This window comes from Dendronalium phyllosphericum CENA369 (assembly GCF_016056275.1).
In the GTDB taxonomy this organism is placed as follows: domain Bacteria; phylum Cyanobacteriota; class Cyanobacteriia; order Cyanobacteriales; family Nostocaceae; genus Dendronalium; species Dendronalium phyllosphericum.
Genome location: NZ_JAECZA010000227.1, coordinates 13,365 through 29,083 on the forward strand (window position 1 = coordinate 13,365; position 15,719 = coordinate 29,083).

The 15,719-nt window shown below is 41.4% G+C and carries 13 protein-coding genes; 7 read left to right on the plus strand and 6 right to left on the minus strand.

The window, feature by feature from the left end:
• Positions 1–208 precede the first annotated feature (208 nt).
• The gene (locus tag I8752_RS25075; protein ID WP_214434950.1) at positions 209–598 is read right to left on the minus strand and encodes a hypothetical protein; all 390 of its coding nucleotides are present in this window, start codon (positions 596–598) and stop codon (positions 209–211) included.
• A gap of 413 nt (positions 599–1,011) precedes the next feature.
• On the opposite strand from I8752_RS25075, the gene I8752_RS25080 reads away from it, so the two are divergent.
• The 5 genes from I8752_RS25080 (at position 1,012) to I8752_RS25100 (ending at position 5,540) form a co-directional block, all read left to right on the plus strand.
• Positions 1,012–2,214: a sensor histidine kinase gene (locus tag I8752_RS25080; RefSeq protein WP_225895897.1), complete on the plus strand. Its 1,203-nt coding sequence runs from the start codon at positions 1,012–1,014 to the stop codon at positions 2,212–2,214.
• Positions 2,211–2,858: a response regulator transcription factor gene (locus tag I8752_RS25085; protein ID WP_214434951.1), complete on the plus strand. Its 648-nt coding sequence runs from the start codon at positions 2,211–2,213 to the stop codon at positions 2,856–2,858. The genes I8752_RS25080 and I8752_RS25085 overlap by 4 nt, the downstream gene beginning before the upstream one ends.
• 545 nt (positions 2,859–3,403) lie before the next feature.
• A complete protein-coding gene (locus I8752_RS25090) occupies positions 3,404–4,486 on the plus strand; it encodes a class I fructose-bisphosphate aldolase (protein ID WP_214434952.1) in 1,083 nt (360 codons plus the stop codon).
• A 172-nt stretch (positions 4,487–4,658) separates the two neighbouring features.
• Positions 4,659–4,994: a hypothetical protein gene (locus tag I8752_RS25095; protein ID WP_214434953.1), complete on the plus strand. Its 336-nt coding sequence runs from the start codon at positions 4,659–4,661 to the stop codon at positions 4,992–4,994.
• A gap of 396 nt (positions 4,995–5,390) precedes the next feature.
• Positions 5,391–5,540 carry a hypothetical protein gene (locus I8752_RS25100; RefSeq protein WP_214434954.1) on the plus strand — a complete coding sequence of 50 codons (150 nt, stop codon included), beginning with the start codon at positions 5,391–5,393 and terminating at the stop codon, positions 5,538–5,540.
• Between the two features lie 137 nt (positions 5,541–5,677).
• On the opposite strand, the gene I8752_RS25105 is transcribed toward I8752_RS25100, so the two are convergent.
• Complete coding sequence (locus I8752_RS25105) at positions 5,678–7,168, minus strand: inorganic phosphate transporter (RefSeq protein ID WP_214434955.1); 1,491 nt, start codon at positions 7,166–7,168, stop codon at positions 5,678–5,680.
• Between the two features lie 510 nt (positions 7,169–7,678).
• Between I8752_RS25105 and I8752_RS25110 the strand changes: the two genes are divergently transcribed.
• Positions 7,679–8,845 carry a pyridoxal phosphate-dependent aminotransferase gene (locus I8752_RS25110; RefSeq protein ID WP_214434956.1) on the plus strand — a complete coding sequence of 389 codons (1,167 nt, stop codon included), beginning with the start codon at positions 7,679–7,681 and terminating at the stop codon, positions 8,843–8,845.
• Positions 8,846–9,086: 241 nt separating this feature from the next.
• Here the strand turns inward: I8752_RS25110 and I8752_RS25115 are convergent, their stop codons facing one another.
• Positions 9,087–11,312, minus strand: coding sequence for an ATP-binding protein (locus I8752_RS25115; protein ID WP_214434957.1), 2,226 nt, complete (start codon positions 11,310–11,312; stop codon positions 9,087–9,089).
• A gap of 707 nt (positions 11,313–12,019) precedes the next feature.
• Here I8752_RS25115 and I8752_RS25120 point away from each other — a divergent pair.
• Positions 12,020–12,223 (plus strand): hypothetical protein, encoded by a 204-nt coding sequence (locus I8752_RS25120; RefSeq protein WP_214434958.1) that lies wholly within the window; start codon positions 12,020–12,022, stop codon positions 12,221–12,223.
• Between the two features lie 235 nt (positions 12,224–12,458).
• On the opposite strand, the gene I8752_RS25125 is transcribed toward I8752_RS25120, so the two are convergent.
• The 3 genes from I8752_RS25125 to I8752_RS25135 all read right to left on the minus strand — a co-directional run bounded on the left by I8752_RS25125 (position 12,459) and on the right by I8752_RS25135 (position 15,671).
• The gene (locus I8752_RS25125) at positions 12,459–12,911 is read right to left on the minus strand and encodes a DUF2141 domain-containing protein (RefSeq protein ID WP_214434959.1); all 453 of its coding nucleotides are present in this window, start codon (positions 12,909–12,911) and stop codon (positions 12,459–12,461) included.
• A gap of 130 nt (positions 12,912–13,041) precedes the next feature.
• On the minus strand, positions 13,042–13,500 hold the full coding sequence (locus I8752_RS25130) for a cupin domain-containing protein (RefSeq protein ID WP_214434960.1): 459 nt from the start codon (positions 13,498–13,500) through the stop codon (positions 13,042–13,044).
• Positions 13,501–13,688: 188 nt separating this feature from the next.
• Entirely contained in the window at positions 13,689–15,671 is a 1,983-nt protein-coding gene (locus tag I8752_RS25135; RefSeq protein WP_214434961.1) for an amylo-alpha-1,6-glucosidase, read from the minus strand.
• Positions 15,672–15,719: the final 48 nt, after the last annotated feature.

Genomic DNA, 15,719 nt, shown 5'->3' on the forward strand with positions numbered 1-15,719 from the left:
CTTCAACAGAATAAGGATAGATTTACAAAAACTAGAACACCGATTCACTAATTCCGAAAACCCAATTTCTATAGCGATAAAGACCGGATTTTCAGGAGTTTAACTAAAACAAACCGATTTTTTTGTCATTATTCAGTATTTAGAATTGGTGTTCTAGGCTAAAAACTACTACAAACCTTTTCAAGCTTATATTTAAATAACCAGATAATTACTGAGAGTTATTTTTGGATTGTCTTTGACGATGAGGATAAGCAGTCTTCAAAATATCCTGAATTTTAGTCTTTTGATCGGCAGTGAGATTTAGGCTAGACAAGGCTTGACGCATTTTTTCACCTTGTTGTAATTTCGCTTCTAATTGTTTTGTCTGATCTGGGGTCAAAACCGTCTCAATTTGCTTAAGAACTGCTTGGCGGTTTTGAGCGCGTTCTTGTCTATCTGGTTTAGAATTGTTTGTCGTAGGTGCGTTTTCGGAAACATTTGTCCCAGAGTTGTCCCCTTGAGACACATTCGGAGAATTAGAACCAGTACAACCTGTGATTCCGGCGATGAGGATAGTTGCAAGTAGAAAAGTTGGTGCAATTATTTGTTTCTTTAACATTTGCTGCTCCATTTGGTGTTGTATTTAATTAGAGAGTGTTTGAAAAGTTGCAATCTTGCTCACATCAGCTAATTTTAAAAGTTGGAATATATTTGTACATGGATTAAAGCTCCTAACTTGACTAGGAAAAAAGTACTAAGCTGATTGTGACTTTTGTCCTAGTTGAGAAATAGTGAATCAGTCAAAACGGCTCTAACTATATCTCAGACAAATTCGTTATATAGAAAGAAGAGTTCGATCGTCCAACCATATTAAGGATTTGCGCTTATCGAGCGTGCCATTCGGATCTTAAGCCCTGATTCACGCTTTGCAACTTCTAAAGGACTGATGTGTTGTTTGACTACTTGTTCCCTTCTAAAATTGGGAAACTACCTCTGGTTTCGTCACTCCAGCCATTGAGTTGGAACAGTTCTATGTTTCGCTTGAGCTACCGATCGTTTCGGCTGTTACTTTACCTAGAGTGGCTGCTGTTAGTTACAGCAGTATTCATGGAAGTTTTATTGCCATTCCATCTCTCTTGGTCTTTATTGCTGCGAGTTTTTGCGATCGCTGCCTTTAGTTTGATGGGCTTTTTACTACCCACGCTCAAACTAGGAGGAAAATTACTTTATACTACTCTAGAATTCAGTTTGATTTGGCTGCCTGCAACTCAATCTGGCTTATCTACTCGCTCCGTTTTTCTACTATGTTTGGTACTAGTAATGCGGAGTTGTTTGATATTTAAGCGATCGGGACAATTAACTGTCTTAGGTTTATCTCTACTCTCCTATGGAACAATCCTCTTATCAAAACCGATTGTGCCTGGGAAGTATGCAGTCATAGTCTGGGATTGGCGATTGAGTAATCTGTTGTTGTTTAGCTTGACGTTGGTATTCGCTTTATTGTTGATTAATGCGCTGCTTGTAGAACGGCAGAGTCGAGAACAGCTGGAGATTGCCCACCAAGAATTAGAAATTGCTCATCAGCAATTGCGAGAGTATGCACTACGCATTGAAGACCAGGCGACTTTACAAGAACGCAACCGCATTGCCCGCGAAATTCACGATGGACTCGGACACACTCTCGCCGCCCAAACCATTCAGATTAATAATACTCTGTTGTTCTGGCAATCAAATCAAGACAAAGCCTTGGCTTTCCTCAAACAAGCAAAGCAACTAGGAGCTGATGCACTGCTAGAAATCCGGCGTTCAGTTTCTGTTTTGCGCTCGAACCCGTTGCAGGGAAAATCTCTGGAATTAGCTATTGAAAAGCTTTTGACGGACTTCCAGCAAACTACAGGGATACAACCTACTTACAAAATTGATTTACCACTCTCTTTACCTACAGAAGTTAACACAACTCTTTACCGGATTGTGCAAGAATCGCTGACAAACATTTATAAACATGCTGAGGCGATCGCTGTAACTATTCAACTACAACAGCAGGCTGGAATGGTTCATCTGTCGATTGAGGATAATGGAAAAGGGTTTAACCCCACTCAAAATACAACTGGTTTTGGACTCCAAGGAATGCGAGAACGGGCGCTAGCGCTGGGCGGTCAGTTTCATATCCACAGTCAACCTGAAACAGGTTGCCGTATCGATGTTTCATTACCACTATCAAAATTGTTGCGATGATTAGGATTTTATTAGTTGAAGATCAATTCCTGATTCGCCAGGGAATTAAGAGCCTGCTGGAGTCCAATTTAGATATGCAAGTTATTGGCGAGGCAGAGAACGGACAACGGGCGCTCGAACAGATTCCCGCACTCAAACCCGATATTGTGTTAATGGATATCCGGATGCCTGTGATGGACGGCGTTGCTGCAACAAAGGCGATCGCTCAAAATTATCCAGACGCTAAAGTTCTTGTCCTGACTACGTTTGATGATGATGAGTACGTTTCGCAAGCGATGCGATTAGGTGCTAAGGGCTATTTGCTTAAGGACACTGAACCAGATGAACTGGCTTTAGCAATTCGAGCCGTCTACAAGGGACATACTCAACTTGGCCCCGGACTGTTTGAAAAAGCGCTCGTACCTAGCCCAGCATCCGCCCCGTCTATTCAACCTCCTCCAGAATTAGCGCAACTCACAGCTAGAGAGTTAGAGGTCTTGCATTTAATTGCCTCTGGAGCTAATAACCGCGAGATTGCTGCATCGCTGTTTCTTTCAGAAAACACTGTTAAAAACTACGTTACAAATATTCTTAGTCACCTCAACTTGCGCGATCGCACTCAGGCAGCCCTGCTTGCCCATTCTTTATTTGGTGGTGTTAAGTAATCCCGACCGATTGCTGATATCAGAACGAATCTAAATCATTTAATCTTTCAAATTGCCCAGCCATAATGTGATACATCATTGCCTTTTAACGAGCAGATTATCGCATTACTATCAACTAAGGCGATAAGTTCATTTAGGATAACTAATAAATGTACATTTTTATTGCGATCAAAACTGTTATATTACCTTTCAATTAGCTCATAGCCTCTAACGCAACCTAAATGTCTTTTTATTTTTGCGGTTTAATTTATTGTTCGGTATTGCGTAATTGTAGGTACTTGTTATCACTAAAATCACATATATCAATCTCTCTCCATAATGATTGATATTTTATATATTCATTTATTTACAAGAAAAGTCCAGATAAACGTTAGAATCTCTCTGTATCTTTGTGGATTCGAGCATAATTTAATCGCATTTTTTTCACAAAAGATAATATTAATTCAAAATTAAACATAGTGATGAATGTATTTACAAGTGGGGTAAAAATAGTAAGAGTGCTATCGTAAAAACAAGGTCATATTCTCGAATTTGGGGAAAACGCTATGACTACAACACTCAAAGAAGCTAGTTCCATCGAGTCAGTACTCGGTAAAGAGGCAGAAGACCTGCTGAACTACAAAGCAAAAGTTTCTAAAGATTTACTGCATTTGCCAGGGCCAGATTTTGTCGATCGCATTTGGACAAGTAGCGATCGCAACCCCCAAGTACTGCGTAATCTCCAGCAACTCTATTCTACAGGTCGTCTGGCAAATACTGGTTATTTGTCTATTCTTCCAGTAGACCAAGGCATCGAACATTCAGCAGGTGCGTCTTTTGCACCTAATCCGATTTATTTCGACCCAGAAAATATTGTCAAATTGGCAATAGCAGCAGGTTGTAATGCTGTAGCTACCACTTTAGGGGTATTAGGCATCGTTTCGCGTAAATACGCTCACAAAATACCCTTTATTGTCAAACTCAACCACAATGAATTGCTGACTTTCCCCAATCAATTCGACCAAGTATTATTTGCCGATCCAGAACAAGCTTGGAATTTGGGCGCAGCGGCGGTAGGTGCAACAATATACTTTGGTTCAGAACAATCTACTAGGCAAATTCAAGAAATCAGCAAAGCTTTTAAACGCGCCCACGAACTGGGTTTGGCCACTATTCTCTGGTGTTATCTGCGGAATAATGCTTTTAAACAAGATAAAGATTATCACCTTGCTGCCGACCTGACTGGTCAGGCAAATCATTTAGGTGTGACGATTGAAGCTGACATCATCAAACAAAAGTTACCTGAAACTAATAACGGTTATAGTGCTGTTGCTAAAGCTACTGGTGAGAGTTACGGCAAAACCAATGAGCGAGTTTACACCGACTTGACAACCGACCATCCAATTGATTTGACCCGTTATCAAGTGCTGAATTGTTACAACGGACGGGCAGGACTGATTAATTCGGGTGGCGCATCTGGTAAGAATGACTTTGCAGAAGCAGTTCGTACCGCTGTAATTAACAAACGAGCTGGTGGTACGGGATTGATTTCTGGACGGAAAACATTCCAGCGTCCGTTTGAGGAAGGAGTGAAGTTATTTCATGCCATCCAGGATGTTTATTTATCGCCCGATGTAACCATAGCTTAGACCAAGATAGGAAGATGGGGGGACAGGAGAAATAATTAATAACTCCTAACTCCTACCCCCTTATCACCTTACTTTTTATATATAGGCAACCCAACCTAGAGGAAGACGTTAGCCCCATAAAAGTTTTTTAGCATTCGGACAGTTGCTAGAGAATTCAGAGGATGTTTTCCTTATGTTAGAAATTCAAAGAATATTCGATCGATTTCGTCGCCAAATTGGGATTGTATTACTGTTTGCTTTAGTCTGGATAATCAGCTTACCTACTCCTTCAGTTCAAGCAAATGGTTATTTTTCAGAAAAGCCACGTCAAGTAGAGGCAACTAAGCCTTATTTTTCTGTCAGAAACCGTATAATAGCACAAAACGAGCATTTTAAGCCTTATTACGCTAGTAAAGAACATCTGAAGAGAAAAGTCATTAGAAATCAACCAGAAACTAGCGATCGCATCGAAAATGCTAGGAGAGTAAAAGAAGCAATTCCTAGAGATTTGGACAGTAATAGACACTAGAAAAATATCATAAATCTGCTAAAAATATCTGGTGAAGCATTATAAAATAAGCAGATCAAGGTAATTTTGAGTAATCAATTCAAAATTCCACATTAGTGCAGAATTAGAGCAGATTTATTTGAGCGTTTATTTGATTTTATTGGTCAGCTGAGTTAACTGTTTATGTGACTCTGCTGGCTATTTTTTTAGTCAAGCGATCGCCCAAAGACTCCACAAAAATGAAAAAAGGAGTTTTTTCCACTCGCTGTCACAAAAATCAGACTTTTTCTGACTAAATAATACAGAGACATTTGAATTATCTGAGGCAAGAGAATGCTATTGATGTCTTTTTCAGGCTGCATTTATTTTATAAAAGGTTTAATTTAGATTTCAGATAAAATATTTGAGGATAATTTTATGAAACTTGTAAGATTAATAGATTCTGCACTGATTGTTGTTTCCATTGCTCTTTTGCCTGGAATCACTAGCGGTAAAACAGTTACTAGTAACAGTAATGATATGAGCCGCCTACATGTTGTGGGTTGGCAACTCACATCATTTAAGTAGTTTTAACCTAGAGAAACAACCAGATTTTGAGACTCCAGCGCACATCAAAGCAGCAACCTTGAGACAAAGGCAAAACCAACTAAAATACAATAGCTGAAGAACCAAAGTTAAGATAAGCGATCGCTAGTATTAATCTCCTACTTGAAACCAAAAACTTGCAATACCATATATAGTGCCGCAGCATAAGTTGCAGAACCAAGCAGCACGCAAACTGGCAGCGTTAGCACCCACGCTAATAAAAGATTTCTGAGCGTATCCATCTGCAAACCAGAATGATTTGCCGCCATTGTACCCGCTACACCAGATGATAGTACGTGAGTAGTGCTGACAGGTAAACCAAAGTAATCTGCTGCACCAATAGTTGTCATAGCCACTAATTCAGCTGAAGCACCTTGAGCGTAGGTCAGGTGATCTTTGCCAATCTTTTCACCGACTGTAACTACAATGCGTTTCCAACCAATCATTGTGCCAAAACCTAATGCGTTGGCAACGGCAAATTTTACCCAATTGGGAATAAATTTGGTTACTTTTTCCAACTGAGTTTTATAGCTAGAAAGTAACTCTTCTTGTTTAGCATCGGTGAATTTGTTCTGCTTATCAAGCTTGCCAATTGTGCCGGCAACTAAATACATGTCGGTTCGTAATAAGCCACGTTCATCTTTGGCAAGTTCGGTGATACTTTTCTTACCAGTCAACCTGTCTGCAATTTCTTTAGTCTCGAAAGCCAGAGCAGCAAAGGTTTTATCGTTAGCTTTACCAGTTGGTTTGAGGAAATTGGAAAGCTCGTCAGCAGAATTTTGTCCGCTTAAGGAGGTTATAGGTGCTTGTCGCTCCAATACTGGAATCACCGAACGCGAAGTAGCCACTAACTGAGCAATGGTTTGTGCATTAGTATTTATATTCAGTGCGAATATACCTGGAAGAATACCAACCAATATGAGCATAATTAGACCCATACCTTTTTGCCCGTCATTAGAACCGTGGGCAAAGCTGACACCAGTACATGTCAAAATTAACAATGCACGTATCCACAAAGGCGGTGCTTTACCCGACTCCGGCGCACGGTATAACTCTGGTCGTCTGATTAACACCTTTGCTAACAATAGCAGCAGTGCAGCGCAAGTAAAACCAACAATTGGTGAAATCAATAGAGAAGTAAACACTTCTTGGGCTTTTGCCCAGTTCACGCCTTCACCAAAGACATGACCCGCAGATAACAATGAATTGGCTAAACCTACACCCATGATTGAGCCAATCAAAGTATGCGAGCTCGACGCAGGTAAACCTAAATACCAAGTTCCTAAGTTCCAAATGATGGCGGAAATCAGAAGTGCGAACACCATTGCAAAACCTGCACCCGATCCCACATTAATTACCAACTCAACTGGCAGTAACGCGATGATACCAAAAGCAACGGCTCCAGTTGATGTCAGCACACCTATGAGGTTCCAAGTACCCGACCAGATGACTGCGACAGTTGGCTTTAATGTGTTAGTGTAAATGACAGTGGCAACTGCATTTGCGGTATCATGAAAGCCGTTAACAAATTCAAAACTAAGTGCTAGACCCAACGCCAAAATCAGAAAAAAGCCGGTGCTTGCGGTTAATGACTCTCCGAAAATTTCCATTCTGTACTCCTGACAAAATGACAAAATGCGGTTTAGAATAAGCAAAGTTTTTTGTAAAAACTGTTACAGCTATAAATTGCCTTTGAAATGATGACAATTTAGAGAGCTACACCCAAAAGTTAGGTTACGCATTTAACCTTTTACTAAACAGCAAATACTTGCAAATAAAAAAATCTCACTACGCAAACTTTAATAGCCAACAACTTTGACGTAGGTAATTTATTTATTGAAGCTTCCACATTTAAGGCTAGGATTAATAGGTTAATAAATAAATAAATTTTGGTTATATTAAGATTAAGCACAGCTTGTCTTCTTTGTTCGCGTCCAAGCTGAAAAAAAGATTAAGAAGGCTAAATATATATAGAAATGTTACAGATGCAGCAAGTATTATTTTGGATAACTGAAGGCTTGAATTCAACTTAATTGTCTTGGTTAGCAAAATAAAGCAAATCTCGGTCAGGATTCTGGGATATCCTAAAATGAGTGAGAGATTTGCCGAAGAAAGTAAGAATGAAACTGGCAGCAAGAGTAAGTCAGGTAACACCTTCGTTGACTTTAGCGATCGCAGCTAAAGCTAAGGCACTGAAGGCAGAAGGAATAGATGTTTGTAGTTTTAGCGCTGGAGAACCAGATTTCGACACTCCAGCGCATATCAAAGCCGCAGCAGCGAAAGCTTTGGACGAAGGCAAAACCAAGTATGGCCCAGCCGCTGGAGAACCAAAGTTAAGGGAAGCGATCGCCCGCAAGCTTAAAACTGATAACGGTCTTGATTACAAAGCAGAGAATGTTATCGTCACCAATGGCGGTAAGCATTCGCTATACAACTTGGTAGTGGCGTTAATCGATCCGGGTGATGAAGTTATTATCCCTGCTCCCTATTGGCTGAGTTATCCGGAAATGGTGACTTTGGTCGGTGGCGTATCGAAGATCGTACCCACAGATGCTTCCACGGGTTATAAAATTACTCCCGAACAACTGCGTCAAGCAATCACGCCGAAAACAAAGTTATTTATCCTCAACTCCCCATCAAACCCTACAGGGATGGTTTACACGCCAGCTGAAATCAAAGCACTGGCTGAGGTAATAGTTGATGCAGATATCTTTGTTGTTTCCGACGAGATTTACGAAAAGATTCTCTACGATGGTGCAGAACATCTTAGCATTGGTTCTTTAGGAAAGGAAATTTTTGACCGCACCTTAATTAGTAACGGTTTCGCTAAAGCTTACTCAATGACGGGGTGGCGAATTGGTTATTTAGCGGGGCCAGTGGAGATTATTAAAGCAGCAAGTTCCATTCAAGGGCATAGTACATCTAACGTTTGTACCTTTGCCCAATATGGTGCGATCGCTGCTTTGGAAGGTTCTCAAGACTGTGTAGAAGAAATGCGTCAAGCCTTCGCCAAACGGCGACAGGTAATGTTAGACAAACTCAACGCCATTCCTGGATTAAGTTGTCCTAAACCAGATGGTGCATTTTACCTGTTTCCTGACATCAGCAAAACAGGTCTGAAATCCTTAGAATTTTGCGATGCGCTGTTAGAAGAACATCAGGTTGCAGTCATTCCTGGAATTGCTTTTGGTGCTGATGACAACATTCGCCTTTCCTACGCCACAGATTTGGGAACAATTGAAAAAGGCTTAGATAGGTTGGATAAATTTGTGCGTAGCCGTATTTAGTTAATGTAAGTTTGATGGGTGGATTTTGCCCTTTCCTCATATTTTTTTGGATTGAAAAGTTCTGAGCGGAACAAACCTCCACTCAGACTTTTTATTATTTAAAGAGAGGGGTTTTAAATATCTATATATTTCGTTTACTTAGGGACTTCTAAATACAAAATATCCCAAATATTCTTGTGGGATAGTTGTCATCACCTGTCCCATATTGAGGGCGGGCAGGATGCTTCTTTACATTGGAAAGTTAAAAAGATGATAAAGCTAAACCATTAGGCTGCTTTACTATTTGTTGTCGGATAGGCAGTTTAATTATAAACTCAGTTCCTTCACCGAGGGTAGAAAAACAATCCAGTTTGCCGCCATGTTTTTCGACAATAATTTGATAGCTGATGGCCATACCCATACCTGTACCTTTGCCCACCGGTTTGGTAGTAAAGAAAGGATCGAATATTCGGTTTTTAACCTGTTCTGGCATTCCCATGGCGTTATCTGCGATCGCAATTTCTACCCACTGCGAATCAATAACTAAGGTACGAATAGTAATTTGACTGAAATTTGCTTTTATCTGTTCGCTGGTATGGTGGGAATTCATCTCATCTAAGGCATCTATGGCATTTACTAGAATATTCATAAACACTTGATTGAGTTGTCCGGCATAGCATTCTATTTGAGGCAAATTGCTATAATCTCGCATTATTTCAATTGCTGGACGAGTCGGTTTTTCTTTGAAACGATGTTGCAAAATCAAGAGCGTACTTTCAATTCCTTCATGAATATCAACTACTTTAAATTCAGCTTCATCCATGCGCGAAAAGTTCCGTAGTGATAACACAATGTTGCGAATCCGCTCAGTCCCCATTTTCATTGAAGACAGCATTTTCTGTAAATCCTCAATGAGAAATTCTAAATCGATTTCTTCAGCAAGTGCTTGAATTTCTGGATCGTAACTAGAATGGCGTTGTTGATAAAGATAAATTATCCTCAGCAAATCGTGAGTGTATTCGTTCAGATGATTAATGTTGCCGTGAATAAAGTTCACTGGGTTGTTGATTTCATGTGCCACCCCAGCTACCAGTTGACCGAGACTAGACATTTTTTCACTCTGGACTACTTGTGCTTGAGTACGCTGCAACTCACTTAATGTGGTTTTGAGTTCGGCTGTGCGTTCTTCCACTCGGTCTTCTAGTTTCGCCTTACTATTTTCTAGGGCGCTAAACAATTCGCGCAATTGCCCTGCCATATTATTAAAAGAGTGAGCGAGTGTGTTGAGTTCTTGAATCTTACTCACATCAACTACTTGGTTTAAGTTACCGGCTGCCATTGCTTGACTTGCTCGGTTTAACCGCACAATTGGCTGTGTAATCAAATGAGAGGTCAGATAACCCATTAAAGTTGCTACAGTCAATGCTCCTAGACAGAGTAAAATGGTAGTTTTAGTGTTGGCATTAATTTGTGCCATAAAAATGCGTTCTGGCACACTTACTACTACTAGCCAATCCAGTCCATATTGGTCGCGCCAAGGAGTGACGTACACAAAATTTTGCTCTTTTTGCGATTTCAATTGCAGCTTTATGGATTCAGTAATAGATTGGAACCCATTGAATTTTTGCTCTAGCTGTTGGGCAATACTTTTAATGACTGGATCTGGACTATTTGTAGCTTTCAATCGCTGAACTTCGTCTTTAACTATTGTAAAAGGTTGCTGAGTGCTAGAGTTAGCAATCAGCTTACCATTGCGCTCCAAAATAAAAACCTGTCCTGTGCGGCTGACATCCAAATGCCGTAAAAATTCGCTAAGTTTCAATAGATGGATATCTACGCCGACCATTCCCAGCAATCGCTTTTGCGAGTCATAAATAGGGCGACCGGCGGAAGCAGCGATGTATGGATGATTGGGGTAATTGATAGTAAAAATCCTTGACCAAATGGGTCTACCTGCTTTCACTGGTTCGGTGTACCAAGATTCGTTGAAGTTGTTCCAATCAAGAATATTAAGAATGCTGGTGCGATCGCCTTGGTTATTTGTAACATAGCTGTACCAATTTTTTGGCGGCTTAGGCCCCCAATCATCAATCGTGATATTTTTCTCATCGTAACGGGCGGCTCCTACCCCTTCACCTGTGGTCAGTCCAAAACCGACATAAGACAAATCATAAGTATGCATCTGTTTCCAGAAATATTTGCTGGCGGTTTTGCGATCGCGCACATTCAATAAACCCATTTCAATGGCATCAGCATTCATCTGATTTACCTTGTGAGGAATAGATAAATAAGAATGCAGATATTGATCCACCATAGCGCTTGTTCGATCCATCAACCGATCTGCTAGTTGGTTAACAGCTTTTTGTCCATTTTTAAATGAAAGATAACCAACCAAACCCACGGCTCCAAATGTTTGGATAACAAACGGAATCACGAGAACAAGCTGTAATGGGAAAGCTTTATTTTTAATGCCATGAAACTTATTCATTATTAACTTTTATGATTAATTTCATAAATATGCTGTTATTTTCATTAATTCAAACTAGTAAAAATCAAACATGACTGTATTTCAAAATATATAAATATATTTAAATTTAATATATTTTCTCTGAAAACCAGTTTGGCTTAATGCTTTTCAAAAAATGCTCTAAAAAATTACTGAGGGATGGAGACTTTAATTTTTACAAAAAACAGCTATCGATGACTTCTGAAAAATTACTGAGGTTTATTTCAGGTAGTGCCTTTTGGATCGGATATTAAGGTGTCAAGTTTTGAGCGAATATAATTCATTACTACATAGGCAAAATCAGCCTACGTGGACTAATGAAAAATCAAGGTTTTTAACCCACGTACCGCCCTTGACGTTCTTGAAGGGTAGGTGGTTTTTGTTTGTATGCAAGATGAACCGTGACTTATAGTCGCCAAAGCAAATAATAAATTAGGCTTTTAAAACAACCTCTAAGCTGACCCAGTTTAACTTAATAAAACTTATATTTTGGAAAATTTCTTATATATTAAACAAACTTCTGTATCAGTAGGATGATGTTTTCAATTACAGAGCATTGAGAGAATATCAAATAAAACAACCTGCCTACCGATGACTAATTTATTTTTGCATAAAGATATACGAGATATTTTAGAAGCACACAGCGAGCCAATCGCTGTTTTCTCTACATCAGAAATCCTCAAACTAAATTGGGGCAAGTTGGCTATTGTTGGCGGCGAAATGAAGATATTCCAGATGTGCGAGGAGCTAACTGGAAATTAGAACCAGAATGGTTAGCGCAAGAAGATCCCTCATTTGCTGCTGCACTCCGAACAGCACCTTCAATTTATGTTGAAGATGTGGAATTCTGCTCTGACCCACAGCAAATTTTGAGGTGCTTCCCAGTAAGCTAATCTGCCTTGAAGTTGCACAATCCTTTGCTTTAGAAAGACGCAAAGAGAAGTTGCGTGCAAAGAGAAGTGCGGTCTTGGGGAGACACTGCTAGCCCTTGGTTCCCGTCGATTGCGTTAGCAAGAGCGATCTTCGACGTTCGCGTAAGCGTCTCCCCTTGGGAGAAGGAGCGTCACTCTCGAACCCGGAGGGCTTCTCGTAAGAGTATAATCGCGTCTCTACTCCTAACTCAGCGCTTTATAAATATTTCAACTTGATTTGGATATTAGTGTTTGGGCCTGCTATTAAAAAAGCTGCATCACCAAACTTGGGGGCGCTGGTGCGAACTTCTGGGTTTCTGGAAAATCCAAAGCCTTCGATGGGCATACCTAGATCGTTACGATTGAGGGTGAGATCGTTATTTCGATCGTGGAAGACGGCGACGGCGTAATTACCTGCTTTCAAGTTATTAAAGTTAATTTTCATCGGAGTTTCGGTAATCTTAGTACACTGTCTTTGAATGACGCGATCGCGGTTACTAGGAAATCCTTGGCTGCTAGCAAATACACTGACGCAGACTTGTCCTTGTTTGTTTTTTAATCCATCAATTTCCACGCTGAGGTTGCCGTTTAAACTTGCTCTGGCGCTAAATGACCATGTTAATCCCATGACGGCAAGCAGTAGCCCGCTAACTCTTAATGCTTTGACCATAAAATTTTCACTTTGATTGCGATCGCTTAGAGGTGATTTATAAAGTCAACCTTAAATTGTAGTGGACTGACACAGCTAAAATGATGCATTTTTCAGACTGCATTCTGCAAAACAAAGACCCCCAGCTATATTATTTAAAGCGACAAGGTTGCTCCATCGTCGGAGTTTCTTCAAATTGCACCATTATCAGAACAGCTGGCACATCGCCGACTGTTCCAGATAAGTGACCTTTATGACCTTGCGCGTCTGCTTTCGTGCCCTGGTCTTCTCCGAATGAAATTTCACCAGGCCCCATTTCTACTCGCTGCCCGTCCATAGTCTCTACAAACCAGCGTCCAGACAGAGGAATCACCCACTGTGGTTTTGGGTTCTCATGCCAGTTTCCAATCCATCCGACGGGTAGTACAGTAAAAGTGATGGTAGCACCAGACTGTTTCAATTGAGAAAGCCACTGAGGCGAAGTATCAGGGGCTATGCCTTTCTGGATAAAGTCTTCAATTTGGCAACGGGACTGATGACTTATACCATCACGATCTGTCCAGACATGCCAGTAGTCAATTGTAGGCTTTTGTGATGCGTTATTCTGCATAAAGATAACTCGCTTTAATTGTGCGGTTATCTTACAAGGAATAGTTAGAAGTTTGAAAGCTCCTTCAGTAGCACCTAAAAATTATTCGGAATTTCTAATAACTACGTCCTTTAGCAGAGGGTTATGTCCGAATGGCACGCTTGTAAATCTTGACTGCATCAGTGGTGGAAACATCGAACTCGAATATCTCAACTTTGTGTCATTTGCCAAGCACGCAAAACCTCTGCCACTGTCCACGCTTGGGCAATACATCCCCGTGGAGTCATCGGGGCATCACCATCAAAAATTTCGCTCAGGCTGCCAAGACCATGTGCTGTCAGATGATTAGCCATCGGTTGGAGAAAATGACGCGCCTGCTTAGGATTTTTGTAGACGCGCAAGTGCGCTAGAATAAACGGCCCCAATAACCAACCCCAAACCGTACCCTGATGATAAGCTCCATCGCGTTGATAGCGATCGCCACCGTATTTTTCATGATACTGGGGATGTTCGGGAGTCAGCGATCGCAATCCATAGGAAGTTAGTAACATCTGCCCGCAAACATCTACCACTGCTTTTTGTTGGGCTGAGGTGAGTGGACTTTCGGGTAATGACACAGCAAAGATTTGATTGGGACGCAACGATGGCTCGTCCCCATCAGGAGTGTCGATCGCGTCGTAGCAGTAGCCTGTTTGTTGATTCCAAAAACGAGAAAATTTTACTTGGGCGCGGTCAGCGATCGCCTCATACTCTTGATGTGGTTTACTAAGCTGACGAGCAAACTTTGCCATTGTCCGCAGAGCATTATACCACAGAGCATTAACTTCCACGGGCTTGCCAATGCGAGGTGTTACTACCCAATCTCCTACCTTGGCATCCATCCAAGTGAGTTGCACGCCCGTTTCCCCAGCATAAAGTAAACCATCAGTGGCATCGAGATGAATATTGTAGCGCGTACCGCGACAGTGCCAGTTGATGATATCTGCCAGCACGGGGAATAGTTCCACCAGCAAATCATTATCCTCGGTGGCGTTGTAGTAAGCACGAATCGCTTCAAAATACCAGAGAGTTGCATCGACTGTATTGTATTCTGGTGTCTCACCTGCATCAGGGAAACGATTGGGCAACATTCCCCGGTCTACATGCCTGGCAAAAGTACGAAGAATCGAGCGTGCTACTTCTGGACGACCAGTGGTAAGGGTTAAACCGGGTAGGCTAATCATTGTATCGCGTCCCCAGTCACTAAACCAGTGATAACCAGCGATAATAGTTTTACCATTAGGGTCTTCTGGTACGGAGCGGTTAACGATAAACTGGTCAGCCGCCAAAACTAGACGATTGACCCAACTAGGAGAATCGGAAGCGGTGAAGGATTGGTGAGATTTCCAGAGTTCGATTAACTTCTGCTCGAAAACGCGACGCTGTTTGAGTGCTGCTTCACCATTCAAGTGTGGTTGCTTATCGGTACTGGCAACAAACGTCAACGCTTCCCCAGGATCGAGCATAACTTCAAAGGTAGCAGCATGGAGGTGGTCTTCTTTGTCACTCAATCCGCGATAGCGTTCAACTGCGAGGTCAAAGTTATAGTACCAACTGTGGACAATAGATTTACTGCCGCAATCTGTGACTAAATATAGTGGTACAGCGTCGGGATAAGCAGTGACGCAAATCCCTTGGGTAGCTGGCTCAACGGTCATTTGCCAACCATTATTATGGGTGTCTCCGTGATAATCGCGGTAGTTGACCATTGCTTTCAGCTTCAACTTCAGCGGTTGAGTCGCACGACGCAGCGTATATTGGACATAGGTTGTATTAGCTCCTTGCTGCATCCATACTCGTTTTTCTAACAAGGCATCAGCGATCGCAAAATCCCATAGAGGAACTGTACCTTCCAAAGAAAAACGTTCGATATGTTTATAACCATGAGGACTAACAATACCATCTGCCCAGCGATTGGTGTGTAGCGAATAAGAGCGATCGCCATAAGAGACTGTTTCATCGAGTTTTGCCAGCAGTAAGGTACGACCTAGAGGCGGTCGCAATGCCGCTACTAGTAAGCCGTGATAGCGGCGGGTCAACAAACCTGCCACGGTTCCAGAAGCGTAACCGCCGATACCGTTAGTAACTAACCATTCTCGTGACTCTGCTGTGTCGAGATTACCACAAATTTCCCGCCCAAATTCAATACACATAAGTCAACACTCTTTCTGGCGATCGATATTTGGATTATCAGTTATGAA